Origin of the sequence: Cytophaga hutchinsonii ATCC 33406 (assembly GCF_000014145.1) — a bacterium.
GTDB classification, from domain to species: domain Bacteria; phylum Bacteroidota; class Bacteroidia; order Cytophagales; family Cytophagaceae; genus Cytophaga; species Cytophaga hutchinsonii.
The window spans coordinates 142,395-168,257 of sequence record NC_008255.1 but is presented as its reverse complement, the minus strand read 5'-3'; the positions used below and the strand labels follow the sequence as shown (position 1 = coordinate 168,257).

23 protein-coding genes, 1 tRNA gene and 1 riboswitch are annotated in these 25,863 nt (G+C 38.0%); of the genes, 9 read left to right on the top strand and 15 right to left on the bottom strand.

The features are described 5' to 3' along the window. Positions 1-6: 6 nt before the first annotated feature. On the top strand, positions 7-999 hold the full coding sequence (locus CHU_RS00710) for an aspartate-semialdehyde dehydrogenase (RefSeq protein ID WP_011583548.1): 993 nt from the start codon (positions 7-9) through the stop codon (positions 997-999). A 122-nt stretch (positions 1,000-1,121) separates the two neighbouring features. Continuing rightward, positions 1,122-2,003 (top strand): YicC/YloC family endoribonuclease, encoded by an 882-nt coding sequence (locus tag CHU_RS00705; protein WP_011583547.1) that lies wholly within the window; start codon positions 1,122-1,124, stop codon positions 2,001-2,003. On the opposite strand, the gene CHU_RS00700 is transcribed toward CHU_RS00705, so the two are convergent. Then, positions 1,998-2,378 carry a hypothetical protein gene (locus CHU_RS00700; protein WP_011583546.1) on the bottom strand — a complete coding sequence of 127 codons (381 nt, stop codon included), beginning with the start codon at positions 2,376-2,378 and terminating at the stop codon, positions 1,998-2,000. The two genes, CHU_RS00705 and CHU_RS00700, sit on opposite strands and share 6 nt — an antisense overlap. A gap of 405 nt (positions 2,379-2,783) precedes the next feature. Then, positions 2,784-2,893: riboswitch (SAM riboswitch) on the top strand. Positions 2,894-3,029: 136 nt separating this feature from the next. Between CHU_RS00700 and metX the strand changes: the two genes are divergently transcribed. The 5 genes from metX to CHU_RS00675 all read left to right on the top strand — a co-directional run bounded on the left by metX (position 3,030) and on the right by CHU_RS00675 (position 9,599). Continuing rightward, complete coding sequence (gene metX, locus CHU_RS00695; protein WP_011583545.1) at positions 3,030-4,046, top strand: homoserine O-acetyltransferase family protein; 1,017 nt, start codon at positions 3,030-3,032, stop codon at positions 4,044-4,046. Positions 4,047-4,169: 123 nt separating this feature from the next. Continuing rightward, positions 4,170-7,238, top strand: a complete 3,069-nt coding sequence (locus CHU_RS00690; RefSeq protein ID WP_049755403.1) for an AsmA-like C-terminal region-containing protein — start codon at positions 4,170-4,172, stop codon at positions 7,236-7,238. A gap of 133 nt (positions 7,239-7,371) precedes the next feature. Further along, positions 7,372-8,796: a TlpA family protein disulfide reductase gene (locus CHU_RS00685; protein WP_011583543.1), complete on the top strand. Its 1,425-nt coding sequence runs from the start codon at positions 7,372-7,374 to the stop codon at positions 8,794-8,796. After that, the gene (locus tag CHU_RS00680) at positions 8,796-9,311 is read left to right on the top strand and encodes a DUF1802 family protein (protein WP_011583542.1); all 516 of its coding nucleotides are present in this window, start codon (positions 8,796-8,798) and stop codon (positions 9,309-9,311) included. Before CHU_RS00685 ends, CHU_RS00680 begins: the two co-directional genes overlap by 1 nt. A gap of 75 nt (positions 9,312-9,386) precedes the next feature. Then, on the top strand, positions 9,387-9,599 hold the full coding sequence (locus CHU_RS00675; RefSeq protein ID WP_011583541.1) for a VF530 family DNA-binding protein: 213 nt from the start codon (positions 9,387-9,389) through the stop codon (positions 9,597-9,599). A gap of 19 nt (positions 9,600-9,618) precedes the next feature. On the opposite strand, the gene CHU_RS00670 is transcribed toward CHU_RS00675, so the two are convergent. From CHU_RS00670 to CHU_RS00625, 10 genes are all read right to left on the bottom strand, one after another. Next, entirely contained in the window at positions 9,619-10,173 is a 555-nt protein-coding gene (locus tag CHU_RS00670; protein ID WP_011583540.1) for a hypothetical protein, read from the bottom strand. Between the two features lie 18 nt (positions 10,174-10,191). Beyond that, positions 10,192-11,397, bottom strand: coding sequence for a M20 metallopeptidase family protein (locus tag CHU_RS00665; RefSeq protein ID WP_011583539.1), 1,206 nt, complete (start codon positions 11,395-11,397; stop codon positions 10,192-10,194). Position 11,398: 1 nt separating this feature from the next. Next, positions 11,399-11,908 carry an SPOR domain-containing protein gene (locus CHU_RS00660; protein ID WP_049755402.1) on the bottom strand — a complete coding sequence of 170 codons (510 nt, stop codon included), beginning with the start codon at positions 11,906-11,908 and terminating at the stop codon, positions 11,399-11,401. A gap of 40 nt (positions 11,909-11,948) precedes the next feature. After that, positions 11,949-15,305, bottom strand: a complete 3,357-nt coding sequence (gene secA, locus CHU_RS00655) for a preprotein translocase subunit SecA (protein ID WP_011583537.1) — start codon at positions 15,303-15,305, stop codon at positions 11,949-11,951. A 108-nt stretch (positions 15,306-15,413) separates the two neighbouring features. Further along, the gene (gene dapF, locus CHU_RS00650) at positions 15,414-16,199 is read right to left on the bottom strand and encodes a diaminopimelate epimerase (RefSeq protein ID WP_011583536.1); all 786 of its coding nucleotides are present in this window, start codon (positions 16,197-16,199) and stop codon (positions 15,414-15,416) included. 37 nt (positions 16,200-16,236) lie between these two features. Continuing rightward, the gene (locus tag CHU_RS00645; RefSeq protein WP_011583535.1) at positions 16,237-17,418 is read right to left on the bottom strand and encodes an AIR synthase related protein; all 1,182 of its coding nucleotides are present in this window, start codon (positions 17,416-17,418) and stop codon (positions 16,237-16,239) included. Between the two features lie 85 nt (positions 17,419-17,503). Next, the gene (locus CHU_RS00640) at positions 17,504-19,474 is read right to left on the bottom strand and encodes an OmpA family protein (RefSeq protein ID WP_011583534.1); all 1,971 of its coding nucleotides are present in this window, start codon (positions 19,472-19,474) and stop codon (positions 17,504-17,506) included. A 146-nt stretch (positions 19,475-19,620) separates the two neighbouring features. Then, positions 19,621-20,112, bottom strand: coding sequence for a hypothetical protein (locus CHU_RS00635; protein ID WP_011583533.1), 492 nt, complete (start codon positions 20,110-20,112; stop codon positions 19,621-19,623). 3 nt (positions 20,113-20,115) lie between these two features. After that, a complete protein-coding gene (locus CHU_RS00630) occupies positions 20,116-20,904 on the bottom strand; it encodes a (Fe-S)-binding protein (protein ID WP_011583532.1) in 789 nt (262 codons plus the stop codon). A 94-nt stretch (positions 20,905-20,998) separates the two neighbouring features. Next, on the bottom strand, positions 20,999-22,321 hold the full coding sequence (locus tag CHU_RS00625; RefSeq protein ID WP_011583531.1) for a (Fe-S)-binding protein: 1,323 nt from the start codon (positions 22,319-22,321) through the stop codon (positions 20,999-21,001). 79 nt (positions 22,322-22,400) lie between these two features. Here CHU_RS00625 and CHU_RS00620 point away from each other — a divergent pair. Together CHU_RS00620 and CHU_RS00615 are read left to right on the top strand one after the other, a co-directional pair. Continuing rightward, positions 22,401-22,473 (top strand) — tRNA-Phe (locus CHU_RS00620). A gap of 63 nt (positions 22,474-22,536) precedes the next feature. Continuing rightward, entirely contained in the window at positions 22,537-23,289 is a 753-nt protein-coding gene (locus CHU_RS00615) for a glycosyltransferase family 2 protein (protein ID WP_011583530.1), read from the top strand. A gap of 145 nt (positions 23,290-23,434) precedes the next feature. On the opposite strand, the gene rplS is transcribed toward CHU_RS00615, so the two are convergent. From rplS to CHU_RS00595, 4 genes are all read right to left on the bottom strand, one after another. After that, on the bottom strand, positions 23,435-23,809 hold the full coding sequence (gene rplS / locus CHU_RS00610) for a 50S ribosomal protein L19 (protein ID WP_011583529.1): 375 nt from the start codon (positions 23,807-23,809) through the stop codon (positions 23,435-23,437). Positions 23,810-23,902: 93 nt separating this feature from the next. Continuing rightward, positions 23,903-24,610, bottom strand: coding sequence for a tRNA (guanosine(37)-N1)-methyltransferase TrmD (gene trmD / locus CHU_RS00605; RefSeq protein WP_011583528.1), 708 nt, complete (start codon positions 24,608-24,610; stop codon positions 23,903-23,905). Then, a complete protein-coding gene (gene rimM, locus CHU_RS00600) occupies positions 24,600-25,154 on the bottom strand; it encodes a ribosome maturation factor RimM (RefSeq protein WP_011583527.1) in 555 nt (184 codons plus the stop codon). Before rimM ends, trmD begins: the two co-directional genes overlap by 11 nt. 18 nt (positions 25,155-25,172) lie before the next feature. After that, positions 25,173-25,700: a 30S ribosomal protein S16 gene (locus CHU_RS00595; RefSeq protein WP_011583526.1), complete on the bottom strand. Its 528-nt coding sequence runs from the start codon at positions 25,698-25,700 to the stop codon at positions 25,173-25,175. Between the last annotated feature and the right edge of the window lie 163 nt (positions 25,701-25,863).

Below are 25,863 nucleotides of genomic sequence, written 5' to 3'. Positions count from 1 at the left end.
AAACAAATGAAAGTAGCTGTAGTTGGCGCTACCGGTTTGGTAGGAACCCAAATGCTTAACGTTCTTAAAGAACGTAATTTCCCTATAACAGAACTAATTCCTGTAGCTTCTGAAAAGTCAGTTGGTAAAGAAGTAGAATACAATGGTAATAAGTATAAAGTAGTTACAGCCGAAACAGCAATCGCTATGAAGCCTGAAATCGCTGTATTTTCAGCGGGTGGAGGAACATCTTTAGAGCTTGCACCGTTGTTTGCTGCCGCTGGCACCACAGTAATTGACAACTCTTCTGCATGGAGAATGGATCCGACTAAGAAATTAGTTGTTCCGGAAGTAAACGCAAATGTTTTAACAAAAGAAGATAAGATTATTGCAAACCCGAACTGCTCTACAATTCAGATGGTAGTAGTATTGGAGCCATTACATAAAAAATATAAAATCAAACGTGTTGTTGTTTCAACGTATCAGTCTGTAACGGGTACTGGTAAAAAAGCAGTTGATCAGTTATTTGACGAACGTAAAGGCATTATGAATGGTGTAAAAGCATATCCATATCAGATTGATTTAAATTTATTGCCACACATTGATGTATTCCAGGAAAACGGATATACAAAAGAAGAAATGAAAATGATTTTGGAAACAAACAAGATCATGGGCGACGATTCAATCAAAGTTACTGCAACAACAGTTCGTGTTCCGGTTATTGGCGGACACTCTGAGTCTGTAAATATTGAGTTTGAAAATGACTTTGATGTTAATGAAGTAAAAGAATTACTTTCTAAAGCTCCGGGTATCATTGTTAAAGACAATCCGTCTAAATTAGAGTATCCTACGCCAATGGACGCGCATAACAGAGATGAAGTCTTTGTTGGCCGCATACGCAGAGATGAATCTCAGCCGAAAACATTGAATTTATGGATCGTTGCAGATAACCTGCGTAAAGGTGCTGCTACAAATGCAGTTCAAATTGCTGAATATTTAGTTGCGAATAAATTAGTTTAATATAATAACTGAAAGGTCATGCAAAAGTGCATGACCTTTTTGCTTTTCCTTACATAGCGCTTCAGAGTCTTTAGGTTCTTTTTTACTTTTCACTATATTGCGCTAAATACAAGTATTCTCTTATGATTAAATCAATGACAGGTTACGGTTCCCAGACTGCTGAGAACGATAAAATTTCAGTTACTGTAGAAATTAAATCCCTTAACTCTAAATTTTTAGATTTAAATCTACGGCTTTCAAAAGAGTATTCTGATAGAGAACTTGAAATAAGAAACCTGCTGAACAATACGGTTGAGCGTGGAAAAGTGGGCTTGAGCATAGATGTTCAATCAAAGGGAGGTGTTAAGCCAAAAGTATTTATCAATAGAGAACTGGTTGCATTATATTACAAAGACCTTAAGGAAACGGCTGATGCTATAGGTATTGTTGACTCGTCAGATTTATTTAAGTTAGCACTGCAAATGCCTAAGGCGATGGAATCTGAAGTTGAAAATCCGGATAATACGGAAGACTGGCTGCTGATTCAAAAAGTTTTGCTGGATGCTATTGCCAAGTGCAATGAATTCCGGACAGATGAAGGAAACACACTTGCGTTAAAATTTAAGGAATATATTAAAACGATTGCCGACTGCTTGACTCAGGTTGAAGTATTTGACCCACAGCGCATCGAAGCTATTCGTACACGCATCAGACAGCATTTTGATGAATTCAGCAAATCCGAACAATTAGACAACAGCCGTTTTGAGCAGGAATTGATTTTCTATATTGAAAAACTTGATATCAGCGAGGAAAAAGTGCGTTTGCGCAGCCACTTAAATTATTTTTTAGAATCCATGGATATTCCTGAGCCTAGTGGAAAGAAATTAGGATTCATCGCGCAGGAGATCGGCCGTGAAATCAATACGATTGGTTCTAAAGCAAATGATGCAAATATCCAGCGTTATGTTGTACAGATGAAAGAGGAACTGGAAAAAATAAAAGAGCAGGCCCTAAATATTTTATAGAGACTTTTCTGTCGGAGTCTGGCTATAAATGACTCCGATAAAAATAGAAATCACACCCACATTTGAGTGTAAAATATTGTCTTGTTTGGTAAAATGCAGAACATCTTCTATTGGGAGGTTTATCCAGGTAGAAACAACAAAGAAAATCATAATCCACCCTGTAATAATCAAATATGCTCTTATTGCTGTTAGATTATTTGTCAGCAAAATCATAAGTGCTATAATTCCATAATTTAACCGGTACAATTTTATTGGCACCCCTTCCGTAGCAAATGGGAGTTTGCTCGGACAGAAATAACTTATTACTGCGATTGCGGTCATTAACACTGCAGATAGTAACAAGAACCAATAATTTGGATTTTTATATTGAGTCATTTAACTATTTTCTTTCAAACGAATTTGAATGTACTTTTTAAAAAGTTGATTTGGAATTATTGAAAGATTGACGGTTTGTGGCCACTAATGTAACTTAGTACAACATGCAATAAATAAATATTTTAAGAACAATTCAACAATACGCTCTTAAATATATTATATTGTATATAACGGGAATGCATAGCTAAAGTTGTTTTAAGCTATATTCATTTTAGAACTCCCTAAGATACAGCAATATCATTTTTTAAATATTCTGTATGAAGTTATTTTAAAACAATAAACCACTGCTCTTTCGCTCATAAATTGAATCAAACGCCAGATTTTTATGTGGAATGCAAAATAAAAGTTTGTTTTTCTAATTGACATGCCTATTTTTGTCTACTCAAAATCAATTACGTAGTAGTTGATTTATAAAGAAGAGGGGAGAGAACGGGCTCTTTGAACCTCTAGCAACCTCCGGGAGCAAATCCAGAAAGGTGCTAATTCCTGACCTGAATAAACAGGGCATATAAATTAATTGCATATGATTAAAAACACCCTACTTGACGAAAGTCGAGCAACAGCATTATCTCTTACCCATTTCTGCTCTTACACTTCTACAGTGTATTTTACAGGGATTTCTATTGTTGAACGTTTAACTGCGTTGCAATAATGGAGTATCATATTTATACGCACAAATCTCCGGTTACGCTTGAGTCCGGCGCTGTTTTACCCGAAGTCCGCATTCAATATTCCACTTCAGGCATCAGAAATGCAGATGAAGATAATATCATTTGGGTTTGCCATGCGCTTACCGCTAATTCCGATGTAGAATCCTGGTGGCCGGGTCTTGTTGGTACAGATTATTTATATAATCCGCAAGAACACTTTATCGTGTGCGCCAATATTCTATCTTCCTGCTACGGCACTACCGGACCAACAGAAACAAATCCGGAAACAAATAAACCATACTTCCTTTCCTTCCCGGTTGTCACCATCCGCGACATGGTTACCATTCATGATATACTGAGAGAACACTTAGAAATAAAAAAAATTCATACACTTATTGGCGGTTCTCTGGGCGGGCAGCAAGCGATGGAGTGGGCCATTCAACAGCCTCATTTATTTCAGCATCTTATACTATTATCTACAAATGCATTTCACTCTCCCTGGGGCATTGCCTTTAATGAGTCGCAGCGTATGGCAATAGACATGGACCCTACATGGAAAAATCCTTCGCTTGACGCAGGCAGAGAAGGGTTGAAAACGGCACGCTCTATAGCTATGCTTTCCTACAGAAGTTACGAGACCTATGTAGAAACACAGCGTGAAGAAGACTCTTCTAAAACGGATGATTACAGAGCTATTACCTATCAGCATTACCAGGGTGATAAATTAGTAAAACGCTTCAACTGCCACTCCTATTGGTATCTGTCTAAAGCAATGGACAGTCATCATGTAGGAAGAAACAGAGAAAGTGCTGCAGCAGCATTAGCATCTATCCGCTCTAAAACACTTGTCATCGGTATTTCTTCAGATATTTTATTTCCGGTTTGCGAACAGGAATACGTTGCGAAGCATATCTCCGGAGCACAATATGTATGCATTGATTCTCTGTATGGCCACGATGGGTTTTTAACGGAAACGGACAAACTGGATGTTGTTATCCGGAATTTTTATCTCGAATAAGTATTATTCAATAAAAAGCCTTTAATTCTAGCATAAAAGCACGATTTTTTAGTAAATTTCGTTTGTCATATAATATTGTACAAACCGAATTTTATTTCCTTTTCAACTCAACAAATACTAGGTATGAAAAAATTCTTAAAGATCTCTGGTATATCTATCGGAGTCTTATTATTAGCTATGCTTATCCTGCCCTTTTTATTCAAGGATAAAATCAAAGGAATAATAGACGAACAGATCAAAAAAAATATCAACGGACAGGTTTGGTATAACGCCGAATCTTTTAGCCTGTCGCTTTTCTCTCACTTCCCGAACCTTACAGTCTCTATCGATGAATTGGGATTGGTGTCGAATGTAACAGAATTCAAAGGCGATACGCTTTTCGCAGCAAAGCAATTCAGTTTAACAATCGATATCATGAGTGTTATTTCAGGAGATCAGATAAAAGTTAAAGGTGTATTTCTGGATCAGCCTAAAATTGTTACAATTTTTGACAAAAGCGGTAAGATGAGCTGGGATATTACTTACCCGGATACAACACAAGCGCCTGCTGCACCTGAAGAACCTAGCACGCTAAACCTGAGTATTGAAAAATGGGAAATCAAAGATGGCACAATCATTTATGATGATCAGACAATGCCTATGTATGCTGAACTGAAACATCTGGACCACAAAGGTAGCGGCGATATAATGGCGGATGTATATGATCTCAAAACATATACAAAATCAACCAACGTACTTGTTGAATACGATGGTACAAAATACTTAGACGGACAAACGGTAACAGCTGATGCTGCTATGAATATTGATTTAGCAAAATCTGTTTATAAATTTTTAGACAATGAATTTGCTATCAATGATTTTAAATTCGGGTTCAACGGTGCTATTGAAATGCCTACGGATGATATCAAAATGGATATCACATACAATGCAAAAGAAACAGATTTTAAAAATTTATTATCTCTTTTACCTGCGGTATACAACAAAGATTTTGAAAAAGTAAAAACAGAAGGTATCATTGGTTTTGACGGTTATGTGAAAGGAGTTTACAACGAAACAACCATGCCGGGTTTTGGCTTGAACATGCTTATCAAAGATGGTTATTTTCAATATCCTGACTTACCGGATGCCGTTAAGAATATTAATCTTGATTTACATGTGGACGACAAAGATGGCGTTATTGACCATATGATTGTTGATCTGAAAAAATTCCATATGGATATGGGACAAAACCCGATCGATGCCAGATTACTGATGAATGGTATGAATCCATATGACATTGATGCAAACGTTGTCGCCAAAGTTAAACTTGAAGATGTTTCAAAATTCTATCCGATAGAAGGAACAACATTAAAAGGTCTGTTTGGAATGGATGTTAAGGCTAAAGGCAAATACAGTGATACTTTAAAATTAATGCCTATGGTTACGGCAAACATGAACCTGGCAAATGGATACGTTAAGTCTTCGGAGTTTCCGAAACCGATTGAAAACATCAATGTGTCCGCTGTTGTGAATAGCGATGGAAATATGAAGACATCGACATTCTTATTAGATTACTTTAAACTATTGCTTGATGGCGAACCATTTGAAATGAAAGCCTTCGTTAAAAACTTTGATGATCCGAATTACGAAGCAAGTATCAAAGGTATTATCGACTTAGCAAAAATGACGAAGATTTACCCGATCGAAGGCACTACACTAACAGGCCGAATGAACGCAGACATGACAACGAAAGGTATTTTATCTGAAGTGCAGGCTGGTAATTATGGTAATACACAAACAAGCGGAAGTCTGGATATATCTGACTTAGTGTACAAGAGTGTAGATTTACCTCAGGGGTATACGATGAAAAAAGGGTTGCTGACATTAACACCTGAGCGTTTCAATATAGCAGCGATGGAAGGCATGCTTGGTAAAAGCGATTATAATATTACAGGTTATGTATCAAACTACATGGGCTATGCATTCGGAGGGAAAGACTCAACCATTCATGGTGTAATGTCAATGGCTTCTAAAAAGTTTGATGTAAATGAATGGATGTCAGACGAACCAACAACAACACCTGCCGCTCCGGAAGAAGAAGTACCAATGGAAGTTGTTGAGGTTCCGAAAAATATTGACTTTACATTTAATGCTGCCATGGACAAAGTATTGTATAGCAACATGGATATGACCAATATGAAGGGTGCTATTATCGTTCGTAATGGTATTGTAAAAATGGACAAGCTGAACTTTAACTCATTAGGAGGTTCATTCTTATTCAGCGGCGATTATAACACACAGGATATCACAAAACCATCTTTTGCGATGGATATGTTAATGAAAGATGTTGCTGCAAAAGAAGCATACAAAACATTCAACTCTGTAAAGAAGATGGCGCCGATTGCTAACTATGTAGAAGGCAATGTTAACCTGGCTCTTGTTATGAATGGTTTGCTGGATAAAGAAATGATGCCGATTTATTCAACATTGAATGGGAAAGGTTCATTAGGCTCCAGTTCTTTAAAAGTACTAAGCAATCCGGTATTGGGCACAGTAGCAAGTTTAACGAAAATGAAAAATATGGATCCGCTGGAAATAAAGGATCTGCTGTTGAACTTTACTATTGTTGACGGATCATTAATTGTTAAACCATTTGACATTAAATCAGGTGAATCTAAACTTGCCATTACAAAAGGTGAGAACAAACTTGATGGGAGCGTGGATTATGACATGCAGTTAACTACTCCTTCCGGAGCGCTTGGTAACGAAGCCAATAAAGCGATGGCAAGCCTTGTAGGAAGCAATTTAATTACAATGCCGAAAAACATTGTGATTGACTTAAATGTAAAAGGCCCGTATGACAAAACAAAAGTTACGATCGTGAAAACGAACTTTGGAGAAGTTGATAAAACAGCATTAAAAGATGCAGCAATTTCAGAATTAAAGAACAGCGATCAGGCAAAACAAGTACAGGCAGAAATTGACAAAGCAAAAGCGGATGCTGAAGCTGAGCTTCAAAAACAGAAAGATGCGGCGGCAGCAGAATTGCAAAAACAGAAAGATGCCGCGGCGGCGGAATTTCAGAAACAAAAAGATGCTGCTGATGCTGAACTGAAAAGACAACAGCAGATTCTTGAGCAAAAGAAAAAAGCAGCAGCAGATTCGGCTAAGAAAGCGGCAACAGATGCTCTTAAAAAGGGCTTCCCTAAATAATAGACTTCTGTTAGATTATATGCAAAAAGGTGGCAAGGCTGCCTTTTTTGCATATAATCTAACAGCTATTTACTTTTGGTATAGAAATTGAAATACTCATTCTACTTTGTTTATACATTAATTCACATTTACAATGAATTCGATTAAAACACCTTTGCTATTCTTATTGATTGCATTTTCAAGCATCTTTCAGTCCTTTAGCGCTGGCAAACCCCTAGGTTATGAAATCAAGGCAACGATTAAAGGCGTTAAACAAGCTGATACGGTATATCTCGCACGCTATTATGCCGACAAGCGTTTTTACCAGGATACGGCTATTGCTGATGCAAAAGGGTTTGTTTCATTTTCAGATACAACACACCTGAAAGAAGGGATGTATTTCCTTTTGTTGCCCGGACAGAAGGTTTTCGATTTTATTTTAAATCCGTCAACGCTATCTTTTTCTATTGACACAACGAATCTGATAAAGTCTGCGCATTTCAAAAATTCTCCGGACAATACAGCATTTTATGATTATCAGCGTTTTTTTATGAATCAAAAAACAAAAGCTGATTCTATAAATAATTTAATGAAGTCTGCTGCTGCAACGCAAAAAACTGTACTCACAAAGCAATTGTCTGATATAGATTCTACTATGCTTGCATATATACAGAATTTTCTGAAAACGAATCCGAATAGCTTGTTCACAGCCATTTTGAAAACGACAAAAGATGTCGATGTCCCACCTGCTCCCAAAAAAGCTGATGGCTCCATTGATTCAAGCTGGCAATTTCATTATTATAAAAAACATTATTTTGACAATGTAAATTTTAGCGACGACCGCTTGATCCGTACACCGGTACTTGTAAATAAGGTTGATGGCTATTTTAAAAATCTTGTTGTTCAACGTCCTGATTCAATTATTAAAGAAATTGATATGATCATAAGCAAGTGTAACCCAAAAGGGGACTTGTTTGAATATTATGTACGTGAGTATACCTATAAATATGAGACCTCTCAGGTAATGGGCATGGATGCTGTATTTGTACACCTGGGGAAAGAATACTATATGAAAGGCAAGTGTTTTTGGGCGACTCCGGAAACAGTAAAGAAAATTAAAGAACGTGTTGATTTATTAGATCCGTTATTGCTTGGCAAGAAAGCTCCCAATCTTTACATGACCGATACTACGGGCACGTACCGTTACCTGTATGATGTACAGGCAAAGTATACCATCCTATTCTTTTGGGATTCTCAATGCGGACACTGTCAGCAGGAAACGCCAAAACTTTACGACTGGTGGTTAAAGAACCGTGCAAAAGGCATTCAGGTATATGCTGCAAACATTGAACGCAAAGACGAAGAATGGTTGAAATTTATCCGTTCAAAAAAAATCGGAGGGTGGTTAAACGTGCGTGACTCTAAAAACCACACAGACTTTAAGATCACGTATGATATCTATGCAACACCTGTATTATATGTATTGGACAAAAATAAAGTGATTATTGCTAAACGTATCGGTTATGAAAACCTAGACGATTTTTTAGTTCAATATGAAAAAAGCTTAAAAACGAAATAATGGCTTTAGCATTTAAAGAGTGGGCCTGCATTGTAGATGCACTAGGCAAAGGAAAGCAAAGCATTATTCTTCGTAAAGGAGGTATACATGAAGAAGGCTCCGGCGATTTTGAATTGAAAGGAAAACAGTTCATTCTCTTCCCTACTCTTTTTCATCAGGCAACAGAAATGATCAAGCCTGAATGGCGTCCATTCTTAAGCGATACACGATTTCATACAATACCTGATAAGGTAGACATAAAATATTATGTACAGGTTGCCGATGTACAGGTAATCACCGATTGGGAAATGGTTAAAAGACTGCATCCCTTTCATGCATGGAAGGAAGAAGTTATTAAAGAACGGTTCGAACGCTGGGGCAACAGCATACATTTATTGATAGTACAGGTGTTTGAGTTCGGCGCATCTTTCCAGCTTGACCTGCTTCCTGAATACGGTGGCTGCAAATCCTGGTTAGAGATTGATAAGTCTGTTGATTTTATTGGACGGCCGGTCGTAAATAAAAGTATTATTTGATTCTTGTTCTTGGGGCGATGCCCCAAGCTAAATTATTACAGGCTTTCAGCCTGATCTCCTCACTACAATTAATCTATGTCATCCGAACAAGTTAACAATCCAATGCATGGCAAAACGCTCGAAATGATTTTGAATGAGTTGGTTGCTGAATATGGATGGGAAGAATTGGGAAAAAGAATCACAATCAATTGCTTCAATATTAATCCGAGTATAAAGTCGAGCCTGGCTTTTTTGCGCAAGACTCCGTGGGCAAGAAAAAAAGTGGAGGATTTGTATCTCCGGACGTGACAAGTTGAAAGATTACAGTCTATCTTTTCTTTTTTAAATAATTAAAGGGTTCAAATAAACTAGTTTGTATTGAACCAGTATTGTTATTGTATTTAGGGTAAAATAGCCAATAAAAATTTTCATACATTGAATCCTGATATATGTATAAAAGCAACGAATCTTTTTCTGATTTATAATTTATTTTTATTTGCCCTATTCTTGCTGCTCCATTATGATTATGAAATTTTTCTCTATAATTCAACGCTGAATTCAATTTATTTTTTAATGATGATGTAATTGTATCGTTGATATACAAACTGGCTTTGGGATCCTTATCAAGCATCATAATCTTGTTACTTATTTCTTTCCTGATTAAAAATTCTTTTAAATCATCGATTATAACACTAATCAATAGGCTTATTATTAAAATAAATGCTGGAACTGCAATAAACCATAACTTATGAAATTTCGGTTTCCATGATTTATCAACAGTAGTACTGTAGTACATGCCGCATCCAAGGCCTGTAATAAGAATAAATATAAAAAATAGCACACTAAAAAAATCTCTTATATCTGACAATAAAAAAATATTCATGTATTATATAATAACCGTTTATAAATTGGCATTATTTACCTTCAGTTCTTCCAACGCCAACCATGCCATTAAACCTGTTCCTGTCTGCAATGCCGTTTCGTCAATATCGAACGTTGGGGTATGGACGCCTGAAGTAATACCGCGCTCGTCGTTACGGATTCCTAATCGATAAAAACACGCGTCAATTTTTTGCGAATAGTAGGCAAAATCTTCTGCAGCCATCCACAAATCTAAATCCAATACATTTTCGCTGCCTAAAAAATCTATCGCTGCTTCGCGCATCCTTTTAGCCAGTGCAGGAGCATTCTTTAAAAATGGATATCCATCTTTTATATCTATCTCGCACGTTGCACCCATGGATTCTGCAATACCTTCAGCCATTTTTTTAATGCGCTGCTTTGCCTCTGCTCTCCACTCTTCATTCAGTGTCCGGAATGTGCCTTCAATCTTTACTTCGTCCGGAATTACATTGGTTGCACCCATACCTGTAATTTTACCAAATGATAAAACAGCGGGAATACGCGGGTCGCAATTTCTGCTGATCACTTGCTGAAGTGCTACAATAATATGTGATGCAATTAAAATAGGATCTACATTTTTATCCGGCATGGCAGCATGGCCGCCCTTACCTTTAACTGTAATGTATATTTCATCGGCGCTTGCCATATACATACCTTCTCTGAAACCTACTTTGCCTGCAGGAATCAAAGCCATTACATGTTGTCCGATGATGTTTGCCGGTGCCGGGTTTTCCAGTACTCCTTCATTGATCATTAATGAAGCGCCGCCCGGAAACTTTTCTTCCCCGGGTTGAAAAATTAATTTTATTGTTCCTTCAAACTGATCTGTAACCTGACTTAATATTTTAGCTGTGCCTAATAAAGAAGATGTATGTACATCATGGCCACAAGCATGCATCACACCTATGTTTGTAGACTTATATGGCACATCATTTTTTTCTTCGATCGGAAGTGCATCCATATCTGCACGCAACGCAATTACTTTTGATGTTGGATTTTTTCCTTCAATCAACGCTACAACGCCCGTGCCCGCTATACCTGTCTCATGCTTTACGCCAAAGGATGTGAGTAAGCCGGAAACATATCTGCATGTATTATACTCTTCAAAAGACAATTCAGGATTGGCGTGAATGTGTCTTCTATATCCTATAACTTCGGTTGAGATAGCTGCTGCAAGCTGGTGGATGCGCTGTTTTAATTCCATATTAGCGGACCAAATTTATCTGATCCGGAACGATCATTGCATTTGGGAAACTTCTTTTTAAATCATTTAAAATATAACTCGCCGCAACGCGGTCAGGAAAATCACCTACCTTAACTCGAAAGCTGGGCTGTTTATATTGCGTATATACATTTAATTGTGAATCGAATGTATATACCTGCTGTTTGATGCGTTGAGACTCATCGCTGCTGGAACCTGTATATACTAATATTCTAAAGCCTTGTACCGTTGCAATGCGTCTGTTCATTTCTGTTAACGAATCAATGCGCGCAGCTACTCTTTTATTGTCATCGTAACTAAATGTAGTAACTGCTGTTTTTTTCGGTGCTTGATTACTGTTAGTCAGTGTATCCGGATTTATGTATGCCGGACGGGCTGTACTCAGATCTTCGTAATAGGTAACAGAATTGTCTTTGTGCTTTTGCGACATAGCCGCGCACGAGCTCATTAAAATAATTGTAAAGACGGATATCAGCTCAAGAACATTTTTCATAGACACATTCATTTTAATACGATCGGCATCAGGCAACAACTTATTCTTCAATTAACACACACTTATTGCTTAATAAATCGTCTTCAACTGCTTTGTATTTTATGTCACGCTTTACACTGCCATCCATGTACTGTACAGATACTTTATCGTTTCTGTTTGCGATTTTCTGCGAACGAAGCGGCTCTGCTTTGGGCGGTGCAACAGCTTCTTCAACTTGCTGATTTGCGTTTCCGCCTCCGAAAGCTGATCCAGCTTCATCTTTAGTCTCTCTGTATTTCGGCTGCTGTACAGGCTGCTGTTTCAGCTCTCTAACCGGAACCGTATCCTGCTTAGGAATATCTGCCTTGAATAAGAATGAAACGATATCTGCATTTACTGTATAAACGAATTTCTTGAACAACTCAAACCCTTCAAATTTGTATACCAATAATGGATCCTTTTGTTCATAAGCTGCATTTTGTACAGACTGTTTCAATTCGTCCATTTCACGCAAGTGATCTTTCCAGTGCATATCAATTACAGCAAGTGTAATGTAACGCTCAATCGCTTGTTCCAGTGCACGGGAATCGCTTTGTGCCAATTCTTTAAGCGGTGCAATAATATTGATGTTACGTTTACCATCTGTAAATGGAATTACAATATTTTCAATTGTTTCGCCACGTGTCAATTGCAATTCATTAAATGTTGGCTGCGTTTTTTCTTTTACAAACTTTATTTTCTGTTCGTAGTGTGCCAGCACTTCTTCATAAAACGACTTAACTAATGTTTCTGCTGTAGCTTTGTTAAATACTTCTTCGGTAATATCAGGAATTACTCCGAATACACTTATTGAGCGTAATTTAAAGTTGTCGTAATTTTTAGTAGTATATGCGCCGAAAACCATGTCTTCGCATAAGTCAAAGATCATGTTCAGGATATCAAGTTTCAAACGCTCACCATACAATGCGTTCTTGCGTCTTTTGTAAATTACAACACGCTGAGAATTCATTACGTTATCGTATTCAAGCAAACGCTTACGTTGTCCAAAGTTATTTTCTTCAACTTTTTTCTGTGCACGTTCAATCGAATTTGAAATCATAGAATGCTGAATTACTTCACCTTCTTTATACCCCATACGATCCATGAACTTAGCAATACGGTCAGAACCGAATAACCGCATCAGGTTGTCTTCCAAACTGACAAAGAACTGAGATGAGCCCGGGTCACCCTGACGACCGGCACGACCACGAAGCTGCCTGTCTACACGTCTTGATTCATGACGTTCTGTACCTATGATTGCTAAACCGCCTGAAGCTTTTGCTTCTGCAGTTAATTTAATATCTGTACCTCTACCAGCCATGTTGGTAGCAATTGTTACCGTGCCCGGCTTCCCTGCTTCTGCAACAACGTCGGCTTCTTTCGCGTGTAGTTTTGCATTCAATACCTGATGCTTAATATTACGCATCTTAAGCATTCTGCTCAATAATTCAGAAATATCTACAGACGTAGTACCAACCAGGACAGGTCTGCCCTTTTCTGTTAATTCTACAATCTCGTCTGCAACGGCATTATATTTTTCTCTAGTTGTTTTATAAACTTTATCCTGCTCATCTAAACGTGCAATAGATCTGTTTGTAGGAACAACAACAACATCCAGATTGTAGATCTGTTGAAATTCTGCTTCTTCTGTTTCGGCTGTACCTGTCATACCAGACAACTTGTGGTACATACGGAAATAATTTTGCAGTGTGATGGTTGCGTAGGTTTGTGTTGCTTCTTCTACACGCACATTTTCTTTTGCTTCAAGTGCCTGGTGTAAACCGTCTGAATAACGGCGACCATCCATGATACGGCCAGTCTGCTCATCAACGATTTTAACCTTTCCGTCCATGATTACGTAATCGGTATCTTTTTCGAATAAGGTATATGCTTTTAATAACTGCTGAAGTGTATGAATACGTTCCTGCTTGATTGAATAATCACTCAACAACTTTTCTGTTTGCTCCATACGTTCCTGATCAGAGATAGATTTATCTTTTTCAATCTTCGCTAATTCAGAACCGATATCCGGAAGTACGAATAAGGTTGGATCCTCCTGTTCACCTGTGATAAAGTCAACACCCTTTTCAGTAAAGTCAACCTGATTGTGTTTTTCATCAATTACAAAATACAATGGAAGATCAACCTCTGGCATACGTTTGTTGTTTTCTGCCATGTATTCATTTTCCGTTTTCTGCAAAATGGATTTGATACCTGTTTCACTTAATTGTTTGATCAACGGCTTGTAACCGGGATATCCTCTGTGCGCGCGCAACAATTCCAGTCCGGCTTCTTTTTCTTTACCTGCTGCAATGTATCTTTTCGCTTCAACTAAATACGTATTGATTAATTTCTTTTGCTCTTCCAGTACACGCTGAATACGTGGTTTTAATTCTGCAAACTCGTGCTGGTCGCCTTTTGGTACCGGTCCTGAAATGATCAAAGGCGTACGTGCATCATCAATCAATACTGAATCGACCTCATCGACCATTGCATAATGGTGCCCACGCTGAACAAGATCATCTTTATCTGTCGCCATATTGTCGCGCAGGTAATCGAAGCCGAATTCATTGTTTGTTCCGTATGTAATGTCAGCACGATAAGCTTTTCTTCTCTCTTCTGAGTTTGGCTGATATTTATCAATACAATCTACAGAGATGCCGTGGAATTCGAACAACGGAGCCATCCACTCACTATCACGTTTTGCAAGATAGTCGTTGACAGTAACCACGTGTACGCCTCTGCGCGCCAATGCATTCAGGTAAGCAGGTAAGGTTGCTACAAGTGTTTTACCTTCCCCTGTTCCCATCTCAGAAATTTTTCCGTGATGCAAAACCATACCACCAATAAGCTGCACATCAAAGTGCTGCATTTCCCAGGTAACTTCTGTACCGGCAGCAAGCCATTTGCTGCTCCACTCAGCCGTGCTGCCAATAATCTGAACGTTCTTCTTTCTAGAAGCAAGTTCAATGTCCATCGGCGTTGCTGTTACAGTAAGCTTACCGTTTTCTTTCCATCTGCGTGCTGTATCTTTAACTACTGCAAATGCCTGAGGCAATACTTTTTCTAAAACTTTCTCAAGTTCTTTGTTTCTTTCTAATTCAAGCTTATCAATTGCCTGAAATACAACTTCCTTTTCATCAATAGATAAATCCGGATTAGCAGCAATTTTATCGTGATGCTCTTTTATCTGTTTATCTATCCCGCTCAAATCAGCGTCAATAATTCCTTTAATCTTATCTGTTTGCGCGCGCAACTGGTTGTCATCTAATGCATGAAGTTTTTGAAACTCTTCATTGATGCGTTCAACTAAAGGCTGTAATTTTTTAATATCACGACCAGATTTTGTACCGAATAATTTTGCTAAAATGCCTAACATGTTATTTATAAATACTTAATATTGAAATCTTACTTTGAGCTGTTTATTTATGCGGTTAAAAGAAATAAGCAGCGTTTTTAAATTTACGAATTTATACTGATTTGAGCCTTAAAAATCAACCTCTATTTCCCCTGTAAATACTCTTTTAGCAGGCCCGATCAAGAATACATCTTTATAGCTCCCGTCGCTTTTTTTAATAAAAGTTACCTCTAATTCACCCCCCAGTGTTTTAATTAAAACATACTGAGGTGCTATGCCAAGCTTCTCTGCAGCAATTGCAGCGGCTGTTACACCGGTTCCGCAGGAATATGTTTCGTTTTCAACACCACGCTCGTATGTACGTACAAAAAGCCAGTTATCCTGCATTTCCATGAAGTTTACATTTGTCCCGCCGGGTGCAAATGTATCGCTGTAACGTATTGATTTTCCTGTTTCAAAAACAGGAAACTGTTCTATTTTTTCTACTTTTTTAACGTAATGCGGAGAGCCTGTATTTAAAAAGAATGTATCGTCTGCCAATGTATCAATTCCGGCAACATTCATCATCTGCAGGTTTACAAGCTTTTCTTTTATAAATGCATAATGCACTCCATCTACTGCTAAAAAATGTGTTGTAAGATTCATTACTCCGATGTCCTGAGCAAACTGAACAATGCATCTGCCACCATTTCCGCACATGGTACTTTCGTTTCCATCTGCATTGTAATAAACCATTTCAAAATCATACCCTTCTTTATTTTGCAATAGAATAAAGCCGTCTGCACCGATTCCAAATCTTCTGTCGCACAGTTGCGCCACAATATCACGGCGTTCTCTATCAAAGATATTGCTGCGGTTATCTATGATAATGAAATCATTTCCAGTTCCCTGATATTTGTAAAATGGTATTTTCATTTTTTTTATATTAATCAGCCGGATATTTCTTCCAGCTTTATGCGTATGTATATTCAGTCCCCTGCGGACCAGTAATAGTAAGCCTTTTGCCGGCAACAGGAGCTTCCACTCTTCCTATTATTTTTGCTTCAATGTTAAATTTCTTCGCTATAGCAATCATACCTTCTGCATGCGCAGCATCGGTATATATTTCCAGGCGGTGCCCCATGTTAAATACCTTATACATTTCTTCCCATGGTGTATTACTTTGCCCTTGAATTAACTGGAAAAGCGGTGGTACATCAAATAAATTATCTTTGATGATGTGCGTTGTGGCATCTGTAAAGTGCAGAACTTTCGTTTGTCCGCCTCCACTGCAATGTACTACACCATCAAGCTTGCCTTTGTATTGATGGATGATTTCTTTCATCAACGGAGCGTATGTTCTTGTGGGTGAAAGTACCAGCTTTCCTGCATCAAGTGGTACATTCAAATACGGATCCGTAAGATTCATTTCTCCGGAATATACCAGATTTTCAGGCACCTTCGGATCAAAACTTTCCGGGTATTTTGAAGCCAGTACATTGTTAAATACATCGTGTCTTGCTGATGTAAGTCCGTTGCTACCCATGCCTCCGTTATATTCGGTTTCATACGAAGTTTGTCCGTATGAAGCAAAACCTACAATTACATTGCCAGCCTTAATATTTTCGTTAGAAATGACATCTTGTCGCTTCATTCGGCATGTTACGGTGCTATCTACGATAATTGTGCGCACTAAATCGCCAACATCTGCCGTTTCGCCACCTGTACTGTAAATTCCTATGCCGTTATCACGCAGCATTTGTAGCACCTCTTCTGTACCGTTTATAATAGCAGCCAGTACTTCTCCCGGTATTAAGTTTTTATTTCTTCCAATCGTAGAAGATAACAGGATATTATCTACTGCGCCTACACAGATCAGATCGTCAATATTCATGATCACAGCATCCTGCGCAATTCCTTTCCAAACGGATATATCACCCGTTTCTTTCCAGTAAACATATGCCAGTGAGGATTTTGTTCCCGCACCGTCTGCATGCATGATATTACAATATTCCGGGTCGCCACCAAGGATGTCCGGTATGATTTTGCAAAATGCTCTAGGGTAAATACCTTTATCTATGGACTTTATGGCTTTATGTACGTCTTCTTTCTGGGAAGATACCCCACGTTGCATGTATCTATCGCTGCTGCTCATGTTTACTTTATCTTTAATTATGTAAAAATAAAAAAGTCTCCCGATTAATCGGGAGACTTTTAAACAATGTTTGAAAATAATATACTTATTCTCCTGATTTTATTTCTAATTCGTCGCTAAAATGGTTTAACACTTTAAATGTTGTACGACGGTTTGTTTGGTGATCAGCCTCTGTTTTTGCATTTCTGATTGCAGGTTCATCTTCGCCATATCCTTTTGCAATAATTCTGTCTTTAGAAATGCCGTGTGCAATAATGTAATCAACCGCTGCCTGTGCACGTTTCTGTGCCAATACTCTGTTGTATTCAGCAGAACCACGCTCATCGGTGTGAGAACCTAATTCAATCTGAATTTCCGGGTTCGCATTCATCAGCATAACCATTGTGTCAAGTTCAACTGCAGCATCCGGACGAATATCCCATTTGTCATAATCGTATAAGATATTACGAACAATAACGATACGCTCCTTTTTCACTAACATAACTTCGGCTTTTTTCTTAATTGAATTATCTCCGATGTCAAGATCTTTAATAGGCACCGTTGCTATTTTAACTGGAGTCCATTCAGATTTAGGCATTGCAAAGTATTTGTCTGAATGAGCTGCTAAATAATAACATGTATCCGGTTTTAATTCGAATTCAAATTTTCCTTCTGTGTCAGACACGATTGATTTCAATGTATCTCCTTTGCAGCTTAACAAATAGATAATTGAATTCGGAAGGATTGCTTTCGGGTTCTTTTTAGATTTTGCGAATGATGTACCGTCAACATAGTACTTTGCTCTTCTATCCCAGAATGTATTTCTTACAAAATAAATATCATCATCACCTTTTGCACCATTATCAATTCTATTTGATGCGAAGTAGCCTTCTAAGCTATCTTTCCAAACTAATCCAAAGTCATCATAACTTGTATTAATTGGCTTGCCCATATTTACAATTTTACTTTCTTTAGGATCTACGTAGAAAATATCCAAAGAACCTAAAGATGGGTGGCCGTCTGATGCGAAATAAAACTTACCATCTTTATTGAATGACGGATACATATCATTGCCACGTGTATTGATTGGCGCACCAATGTTTACCGGGTTAGACCATTCTCCTTTTTCATCTAATGTAGCTTTGTAAATATCAACGTTCCCCAATGCGCCTTCTGCTTCTCTGTTTGAAGCAAAGTAAAGCGTTTTTTCATCTAAAGATAATGCAGGACAAGCATCCCATGCAGCCGGATCATTTATTGCAAGCATAACCGGCTCACTCCATTTGCCATCTGACTGTAACGTTGTTTTAAATAAATCAACGTCCTGAGGACCTTTTTTGGCGCCGCTGTTACCTCTTGCAAAAATCATTGTTTTGCCATCTTTTGTTAGGATACAGGAAGCTTCGTGTGCACCGTCTGTATTAATAGCATTAGACAATGGTACAGACTGTCCCGAAAACTTTTCTACACCGTCAAATACATATTCGTGAATGTTTGTAAAACCAGTTCCTGTAGCAGCGTGCATTTTTTCAGCATCTCTTGAACTTGTAAAGTAAAGTTGATTCTTATAGATGTATGGGGCATATTCTGCTTCCGGTGAGTTAATCTGTCCAATATTTTCAACCTTGTAATACGTTTCTTTTTCTACTACTTCCTGCAACGCTTTAAGATTCTCTAGTTCTTTTTTTGCTCTGTTAATGTAATCGAAATTAGAACCTGTCTTAATGTATTGTTTGTATTGTGTTGCAGCGCCTTCGTAATTGCCTACTGATTTTAATGCATTCGCATAAAAAAAGTGGGCTTCTTCATCTTTTATACCTGCTTCAATTGCTTTCTTATAAAATGGTTCCGCTTCCTGTATACGGTTTGAGCGTCTGTAACTTTCAGCGATATAATAGTTACACTGTGCCACATCACCACCTTCACTTAAAGACTGCTGATAGTTTTCAATTGCGTGCTGATATTCAGCCTGCTTATATTGAACTTCAGCTTTAGCAAAAGACTTTGCACTTTTAGGAGTACAAGCAACAAAAGCTGCGAACCCCAAGATAAAAATTGCCTGAATTAACCTAGTCATGTACGTTTATTATGATAAGATAGTATGATTGCAAAATGATTTTAATTAAAGCAATTTAATGTTTTTTTTATATTAAAATACAATTTTCTACTAGAAAAAGATAAATCCGCCAAATTAAACAGTTGTATTTGATCTTAATAAGACCTTTACACTAACGTGAAATATCTATTTAGCCAGGTAGATTGTGCAGACGAAATCCAGTGGGTTCTGTATTTTACCATGCCTGTAATTGTATTGTCAAACACCTGACTGTCTGTATGTAAAGATCCTCTTTCAATAGCTGCAGGAATGTCTTTCGATTTGATGATCTGAACGCTATCACCTTCCAAGACATATACAACCATCCGGTTCATTAAATCAATGTTTAATTTTGATTCAATATTTTTAATTACCTGGACAGATTTGTCAATTGAGCAACCGGAAGGTGCATGATGCTCTTCGTCTACACCTATGACAATAAAATGATTGTATTTTATTTCAAATGAAGCCTTTAGATCAGCACCATGTGCTTGCCAGTTTGCAGTAAACGCTTTCAGTTCATGTGTTATACAATCTATTTGATCACGTGTGAATGGCGCCTGGGTAGCATATATCCACACTTTTGATTGATCGGAGAGTTGTTCGAAGGGTACAAGCATAGTTTACAAACCTTGAGATTGTGCGATTAGTTCTGCTAAATCATATACTTTTACGGCATGTTCCTGTTCTTTGTTTTTTACACCATCAGATAACATGGTCATGCAAAACGGACAGGCTGCTGCAATTACCTTAGCGCCTGTATTAAGGGCTTCTTCGGTACGTTCAATATTGATATCTTTTGTTCCTTTTTCAGGCTCTTTAAACATTTGCGCGCCACCTGCACCACAACATAGTCCGGTAGTTTTACAGCGCTTCATTTCTACCAGATCTGCATCCAGCACTTCAAGTACTTTACGCGGCGCTTCATAAATATTATTGGCTCTTCCTAAATAACAGGAATCGTGGTAGGTGATTTTTTTTCCTTTAAACACACCGCCTTCAGTCATTTTGATTTTTCCTTCGTCAATAAATTGCTGAAGCAATTGTGAATGGTGGATCACTTCGTAATTGCCACCTAATTCAGGATATTCATTTTTAAGGGTATTGAAACAGTGCGGACAGGCAGTAACGATCTTTGTTATACCATAGCCGTTTAATACTTCAATATTTGCCATTGCCTGCATCTGAAACAGGAATTCATTCCCGGCGCGCTTTGCAGGATCTCCTGTACAGGCTTCTTCCGTACCTAAAACAGCGAAGTTTACCTGAAGGTGATTTAATATTTTTACAAAGGCTACGGTTACAGCTTTAACGCGATCATCAAAGGAGCCTGCACACCCTACCCAGAAAATGATTTCAGGATTCTTGCCTTGTGCTTTCAATTCAGCAACGGTTGGTACGTTATATTCCATGTTCTTTGAGCTTAATGCTTAATGCCAAAGGCTTAATGCTTATCGTTTCTTACTAATATTCTATTTGTATGCTATATATTTCGAAAATAAATGCTTAGCTCTTTAATTTGTCTGCCCAGTTGAAACGATCAGCTGGCGAGAATTTCCATGGAGCCATGTTATTTTCAATATTTGATAACATGGAGTTCCAGGATGCGGGCGCCTGAGATTCTTCCATCAATTTAAACCGTCTCAATTGCATAATAATACTCACCGGATCAATGGTTACCGGACAAGCCTCTACGCAGGCATTACAGGTTGTGCAGGCAAGTAATTCTTCCTGAGAAATATAATCCCCCAGCAACGCTTTCCCATCGTCATAATCAGCGCCGTGCTGTTTAATGTTTTTGCCCACTTCTTCTAACCGGTCTCTGGTATCCATCATAATTTTACGCGGACTTAATTTTTTACCGGTGATATTTGCCGGACATTGCTGCGTACATCGTCCGCATTCTGTACAGCTGTATGCATCAAGCAGGTTTTTCCAGGTGAGGTCTTTCACATCTTTTGCTCCAAATCTTCCCGGAGCTGCGTCGGCTGCTGTTTCTTCTACAGGAAGGTTTAACATTAATTTCACCTCCTTTGTAACTTCGGGCATATTTGTCAATTTCCCTGCCGGTGTAAGTTTTGCATAATACGTATTTATAAATGCCATGAAAATGTGCAGGTGTTTTGAATTATAGAATACATAATTCGCAAAAAACATAACCCCGATAATATGGAACCACCAACAAGCACGTTCTGCTACAAGCAAAAAGCCTTCTGAATAGGACGTATAAAATCCTTTTAACAATGAACTTAGAAAGAATGATCCGGTAGCAGTATAGTGTTGATTTCCCATATCCTGCAGCACCTGATCCATGGCGTTCATTTTTAAGAAGGCTATCATTAATAAAATCTCCATGCCTAAAATAAGATTGGCATCCAGTAATGGCCATTTGGTCATTTCAGTGCCGGACAACCGTCTTACATGTAAAATATTCCGTCTTACTAAAAAAACGGCGCATGCAATAATTACGGTTAGTGCTAAAAATTCAAATACATTTATAATAATTGGGTAAAAACTGCCTAAATACGGCGCGAATATTCTGTGTGTGCCAAAGATTCCATCAATGGCAATTTCAAGCATTTCAATATTTACAATCAAAAAACCTGCGTAAACAAAAAAATGCAGTATGGCAGGCAACGGTTTTTTGAACATTTTTTTCTGCCCAAGTGCCATCAACAACATATTTTTTATACGTGCTACTTTATTATCACTTCGGTCTTCATCGCGGCCCAATAAAATATTTTTCCGGATTCTTCTGATACTCAAATATATTCCAGCGCCGGCGGCAGAAAGCAAGAGTATGAAAATTATTTGTGCGGCTACGTGCATAATTTATATTGAATTAATATTTGATCTTATTTGCAAATAAACAAAATTTTTAGCTACATTTGCACTCCTAATAATCGAAGGTGATGTAGCTCAGTCGGTAGAGCAAAGGACTGAAAATCCTTGTGTCGGTGGTTCGATCCCACTCATCACCACTCGAGTTAAAGCCTTCGGTCACAACCGAAGGCTTTTTTATTTGAACTAATTGAACGTGTACCATGATCGACAATAAAAAGATTGTAGTCGTAATGCCTGCATACAATGCAGCCAAAACTGTTGAACAAACATTTAAAGAGATCCCGTTTAACATTGTTGATGAAGTTATCCTTGTTGATGACCACTCAAAAGATGAAACGTTTGAAGTTGCAAAAAAGTTAGGCATTCACACTGTAATTCGTCATGATAATAATAAAGGTTATGGCGGAAACCAAAAAACATGCTACGATGCTGCCTTGAAAAACGGTGCAGATATCGTAGTGATGCTTCACCCCGACTATCAATATACACCTTTATTATTGGAAGCAATGATCTATCCGATAGCCCGTGGTTTATTTCCTGTAATGCTTGGCTCAAGAATTTTAGGTAAAGGTGCGCTTCGTGGTGGTATGCCTATGTACAAATACATTTCAAACCGTTTCCTGACTTTTTTCCAGAATGTAATGATGGGGCAAAAACTTGCTGAATATCATACAGGATACCGGGCTTTCAGTAAAGAAATTTTAGAGCGCCTACCTTTACATAAAAATTCGGATGATTTTGTGTTCGACAATGAGATGTTAGGTCAGATTGCTTATGCCGGATATGAAATGGGTGAAGTAACTTGCCCGACAAAATACTTTGACGATGCAAGCAGCATTAACTTTAAGCGCAGCGTTCAGTATGGTTTAGGGGTATTAAGGGTTTCGTTATCATACAGATTACAACGCTGGGGGATTGCGAAATTCGAAATCTTTGAAGGCATAAAAAAATAATATCCGATAATTATATTCAATAAAAAATCCCCGGCATAATTGGCGGGGATTTTTTATTGAATATAATCCTGAATATCAAACCCGCTGTAAATAAAAAAGTCCTGACAAAATCAGGACTTTTTTATTTACAGCCGTCAGGCTTATATTATTTTGCAGCTTCAACAACCGGCTTCTTTTTTTCTTTAATACGAGCGTTTTTACCCGTTTTGTCACGTAAGTAAAACAAACGAGCTCTACGAACAGCACCTGCACGCAATACTTCGATTTTATCAATGAATGGAGACATTGTAGGGAAGATACGCTCAACTGCGATACCTGCAGAGATTTTACGTACTGTGAAAGAAGCTCCGTTGCCAGAATTTCTTTTTTGAATTACAAGACCCTGATATTGCTGAATACGCTCTTTAGCACCTTCTTTGATTTTCACGTGAACATTGATTGTATCACCTGCTTTGAATTCAGGAAGTGCTTTTTGTACAGCTAGGTAATCCTGTTCAACGATTTTAAGTAAATTACTCATATATGTAAGTAGTTAATATCTGTTATCTTTTCCAATAAAGGACTGCAAAGATAGGGAATAAAATTAAATTATCAGCACAACTGATCAATAATTTTATTTGCCGTCTGCGTCGTACGCTTTAGTGAATTTTTGGTAAAGATCTGGTCTTCTTTCCTTTGTCCGCTCCAAAGCATTCTCAAAACGCCATTTTTCTATTTCCTTTTCATTGCCTGAAAGTAAAATTTCCGGAACGATCATGCCTTTATAATCAGCTGGGCGGGTATATACTGCCGGTGCCAGCAGGCTATCCTGAAAAGAATCGGTTAAGGCGGAGGTTTCATCAGACAAAACACCTGGAATTAACCGGATCAGCGCGTCTGAAACAACTGCGGCGGCAAGTTCACCTCCAGAAAGTACATAATCACCTATACTTATTTCATGTGTGATAAATGCCTGGCGCGCGCGCTCATCAACGCCTTTGTAATGCCCGCAAAGAATAATAATGTTTTTATACAAAGAGAAGCGGTTTGCCGTTTGCTGGTCAAACGTTTTTCCATCGGGAGTCATGTAAATGACTGCATCGTATTCCCGTTCTGCTTTTAAGGCTGTAATGCAACGATCAATGGGTTCAACCATCAATACCATTCCGGCGCTTCCTCCATACGAGTAATCATCTACTTGTTTGTGTTTAAACAAGGTGTATGTTCTCAGGTCATGAACAACAACTTCCGCAATTCCTTTTTCCTGAGCGCGCTTTAAGATTGAGTGCCCAAAGAAACTGTCCAGTAATTTAGGTAAGCATGTAATAATATCAATCCGCATCGGGTTCTGAGGCGTCTTCGTTCAGATAAATTTCAATCAATCCTTCAGGTAAGGTTGTAATTACCTGCTTTGTTTTAACATCTACGGAATGTACAATTTCTTCTGTTACCGGTATTAAAATTTCGGCATCCTGGTAATCCATCATTAATAAGTCCTGGCCGGTTTTCTGAAAGAAATTAGAAATGACACCCAATTTCCCCTGAATGGTATCCATTACTTCAAAGCCAATGATTGCCTGATATGACAGTCGACTTTCGTCGGCTTCTGCCATTTTGGATACTGGTATGTAAATGTCTGCTCCAACAAGTGGTTTTGCCTGCTCAACAGTAGTAACGTCTTCAAAAGAAAGTATACACCGTTTTTGAGTAGCAAAATTAAATGTGCTTAAAAAAAAAGGAATCTGTTTTTGTTTTATTTCAACAAAAACAGATTCCAATGTTTCGTAATCAGTAAGGTCATCAGAAAATACCTGAACTAATACCTCTCCTTTTACACCATGAACCTTGATAATATTTCCCCAAAGGATGTTATCTGCCGGATTCATAGTTTGAATTATTTAAAATTACTCGGCTGCTTCTGCAGGGGCATCAGTAGCTTCTGCTAAATCTGCTGCTGCTACAGGGTTTTCAGCTACAATTTTCTTAGCGCGAACTTGTTCAGCTTTTGCTTCTTTAATTTTAACTTCAGCTGCTAAACGTGCTTTTCTGTCTGCTTCTTTTTTGCTAACCAACGCATTTGCGTTTGAAGTTTTAGATGCTTCTTTGTTGCTAACCCAAGCACTGAATTTTTGATCTGCCACTTCCTGAGTGATAGCACCTTTGTCAACACCTACCTGTAAGTGTTTTTTCAACATAACACCACGTTCTGATAAAATAGTACGGGCTGTATCTGTTGGTAAAGCGCCTTTCATTACCCAATCAAATGTTAATTCATCATTTAATACCACAGTGGCAGGGTTGGTATTAGGGTTGTAAGTACCCAATTTCTGGATGAATTTACCATCACGTGGAGATCTTGAATCTGAAACCACGATGTCATAAAGAGCTAATTTTCTTCTACCTCTTTTGCTTAAACGAATTCTAACTGCCATAGAACAATTATGTTTTGTTGTGAAACATGTCGATGGATCCCGTCCATCTTTTTTAACGAACCACAAAGGTACTCATTTAATCCACAATTCCAATGGCTTATAAAACTATATATTAAAACCCGCTGTAAGGAAATAGGTTTTTAGACGATTAATGGGTCTTTTT

Coding starts and splice junctions, on each gene's coding strand:
- CHU_RS00705 (WP_011583547.1), top strand. CDS start 1,122: ATGATTAAATCAATGACAGGTTACGGTTCCCAGACTGCTGAGAACGAT.
- CHU_RS00680 (WP_011583542.1), top strand. CDS start 8,796: ATGGCTTTAGCATTTAAAGAGTGGGCCTGCATTGTAGATGCACTAGGC.
- CHU_RS00640 (WP_011583534.1), bottom strand. CDS start 19,474: ATGACTAGGTTAATTCAGGCAATTTTTATCTTGGGGTTCGCAGCTTTT.
- CHU_RS00595 (WP_011583526.1), bottom strand. CDS start 25,700: ATGGCAGTTAGAATTCGTTTAAGCAAAAGAGGTAGAAGAAAATTAGCT.
- CHU_RS00685 (WP_011583543.1), top strand. CDS start 7,372: ATGAATTCGATTAAAACACCTTTGCTATTCTTATTGATTGCATTTTCA.
- CHU_RS00630 (WP_011583532.1), bottom strand. CDS start 20,904: ATGGAATATAACGTACCAACCGTTGCTGAATTGAAAGCACAAGGCAAG.
- CHU_RS00625 (WP_011583531.1), bottom strand. CDS start 22,321: ATGCACGTAGCCGCACAAATAATTTTCATACTCTTGCTTTCTGCCGCC.
- CHU_RS00710 (WP_011583548.1), top strand. CDS start 7: ATGAAAGTAGCTGTAGTTGGCGCTACCGGTTTGGTAGGAACCCAAATG.
- trmD (WP_011583528.1), bottom strand. CDS start 24,610: ATGCGGATTGATATTATTACATGCTTACCTAAATTACTGGACAGTTTC.
- CHU_RS00635 (WP_011583533.1), bottom strand. CDS start 20,112: ATGCTTGTACCCTTCGAACAACTCTCCGATCAATCAAAAGTGTGGATA.
- CHU_RS00690 (WP_049755403.1), top strand. CDS start 4,170: ATGAAAAAATTCTTAAAGATCTCTGGTATATCTATCGGAGTCTTATTA.
- CHU_RS00665 (WP_011583539.1), bottom strand. CDS start 11,397: ATGGAATTAAAACAGCGCATCCACCAGCTTGCAGCAGCTATCTCAACC.
- rplS (WP_011583529.1), bottom strand. CDS start 23,809: ATGAGTAATTTACTTAAAATCGTTGAACAGGATTACCTAGCTGTACAA.
- CHU_RS00615 (WP_011583530.1), top strand. CDS start 22,537: ATGATCGACAATAAAAAGATTGTAGTCGTAATGCCTGCATACAATGCA.
- CHU_RS00700 (WP_011583546.1), bottom strand. CDS start 2,378: ATGACTCAATATAAAAATCCAAATTATTGGTTCTTGTTACTATCTGCA.
- dapF (WP_011583536.1), bottom strand. CDS start 16,199: ATGAAAATACCATTTTACAAATATCAGGGAACTGGAAATGATTTCATT.
- CHU_RS00670 (WP_011583540.1), bottom strand. CDS start 10,173: ATGAATATTTTTTTATTGTCAGATATAAGAGATTTTTTTAGTGTGCTA.
- CHU_RS00675 (WP_011583541.1), top strand. CDS start 9,387: ATGTCATCCGAACAAGTTAACAATCCAATGCATGGCAAAACGCTCGAA.
- secA (WP_011583537.1), bottom strand. CDS start 15,305: ATGTTAGGCATTTTAGCAAAATTATTCGGTACAAAATCTGGTCGTGAT.
- CHU_RS00660 (WP_049755402.1), bottom strand. CDS start 11,908: ATGAAAAATGTTCTTGAGCTGATATCCGTCTTTACAATTATTTTAATG.
- CHU_RS00645 (WP_011583535.1), bottom strand. CDS start 17,418: ATGAGCAGCAGCGATAGATACATGCAACGTGGGGTATCTTCCCAGAAA.
- metX (WP_011583545.1), top strand. CDS start 3,030: ATGGAGTATCATATTTATACGCACAAATCTCCGGTTACGCTTGAGTCC.
- rimM (WP_011583527.1), bottom strand. CDS start 25,154: ATGAATCCGGCAGATAACATCCTTTGGGGAAATATTATCAAGGTTCAT.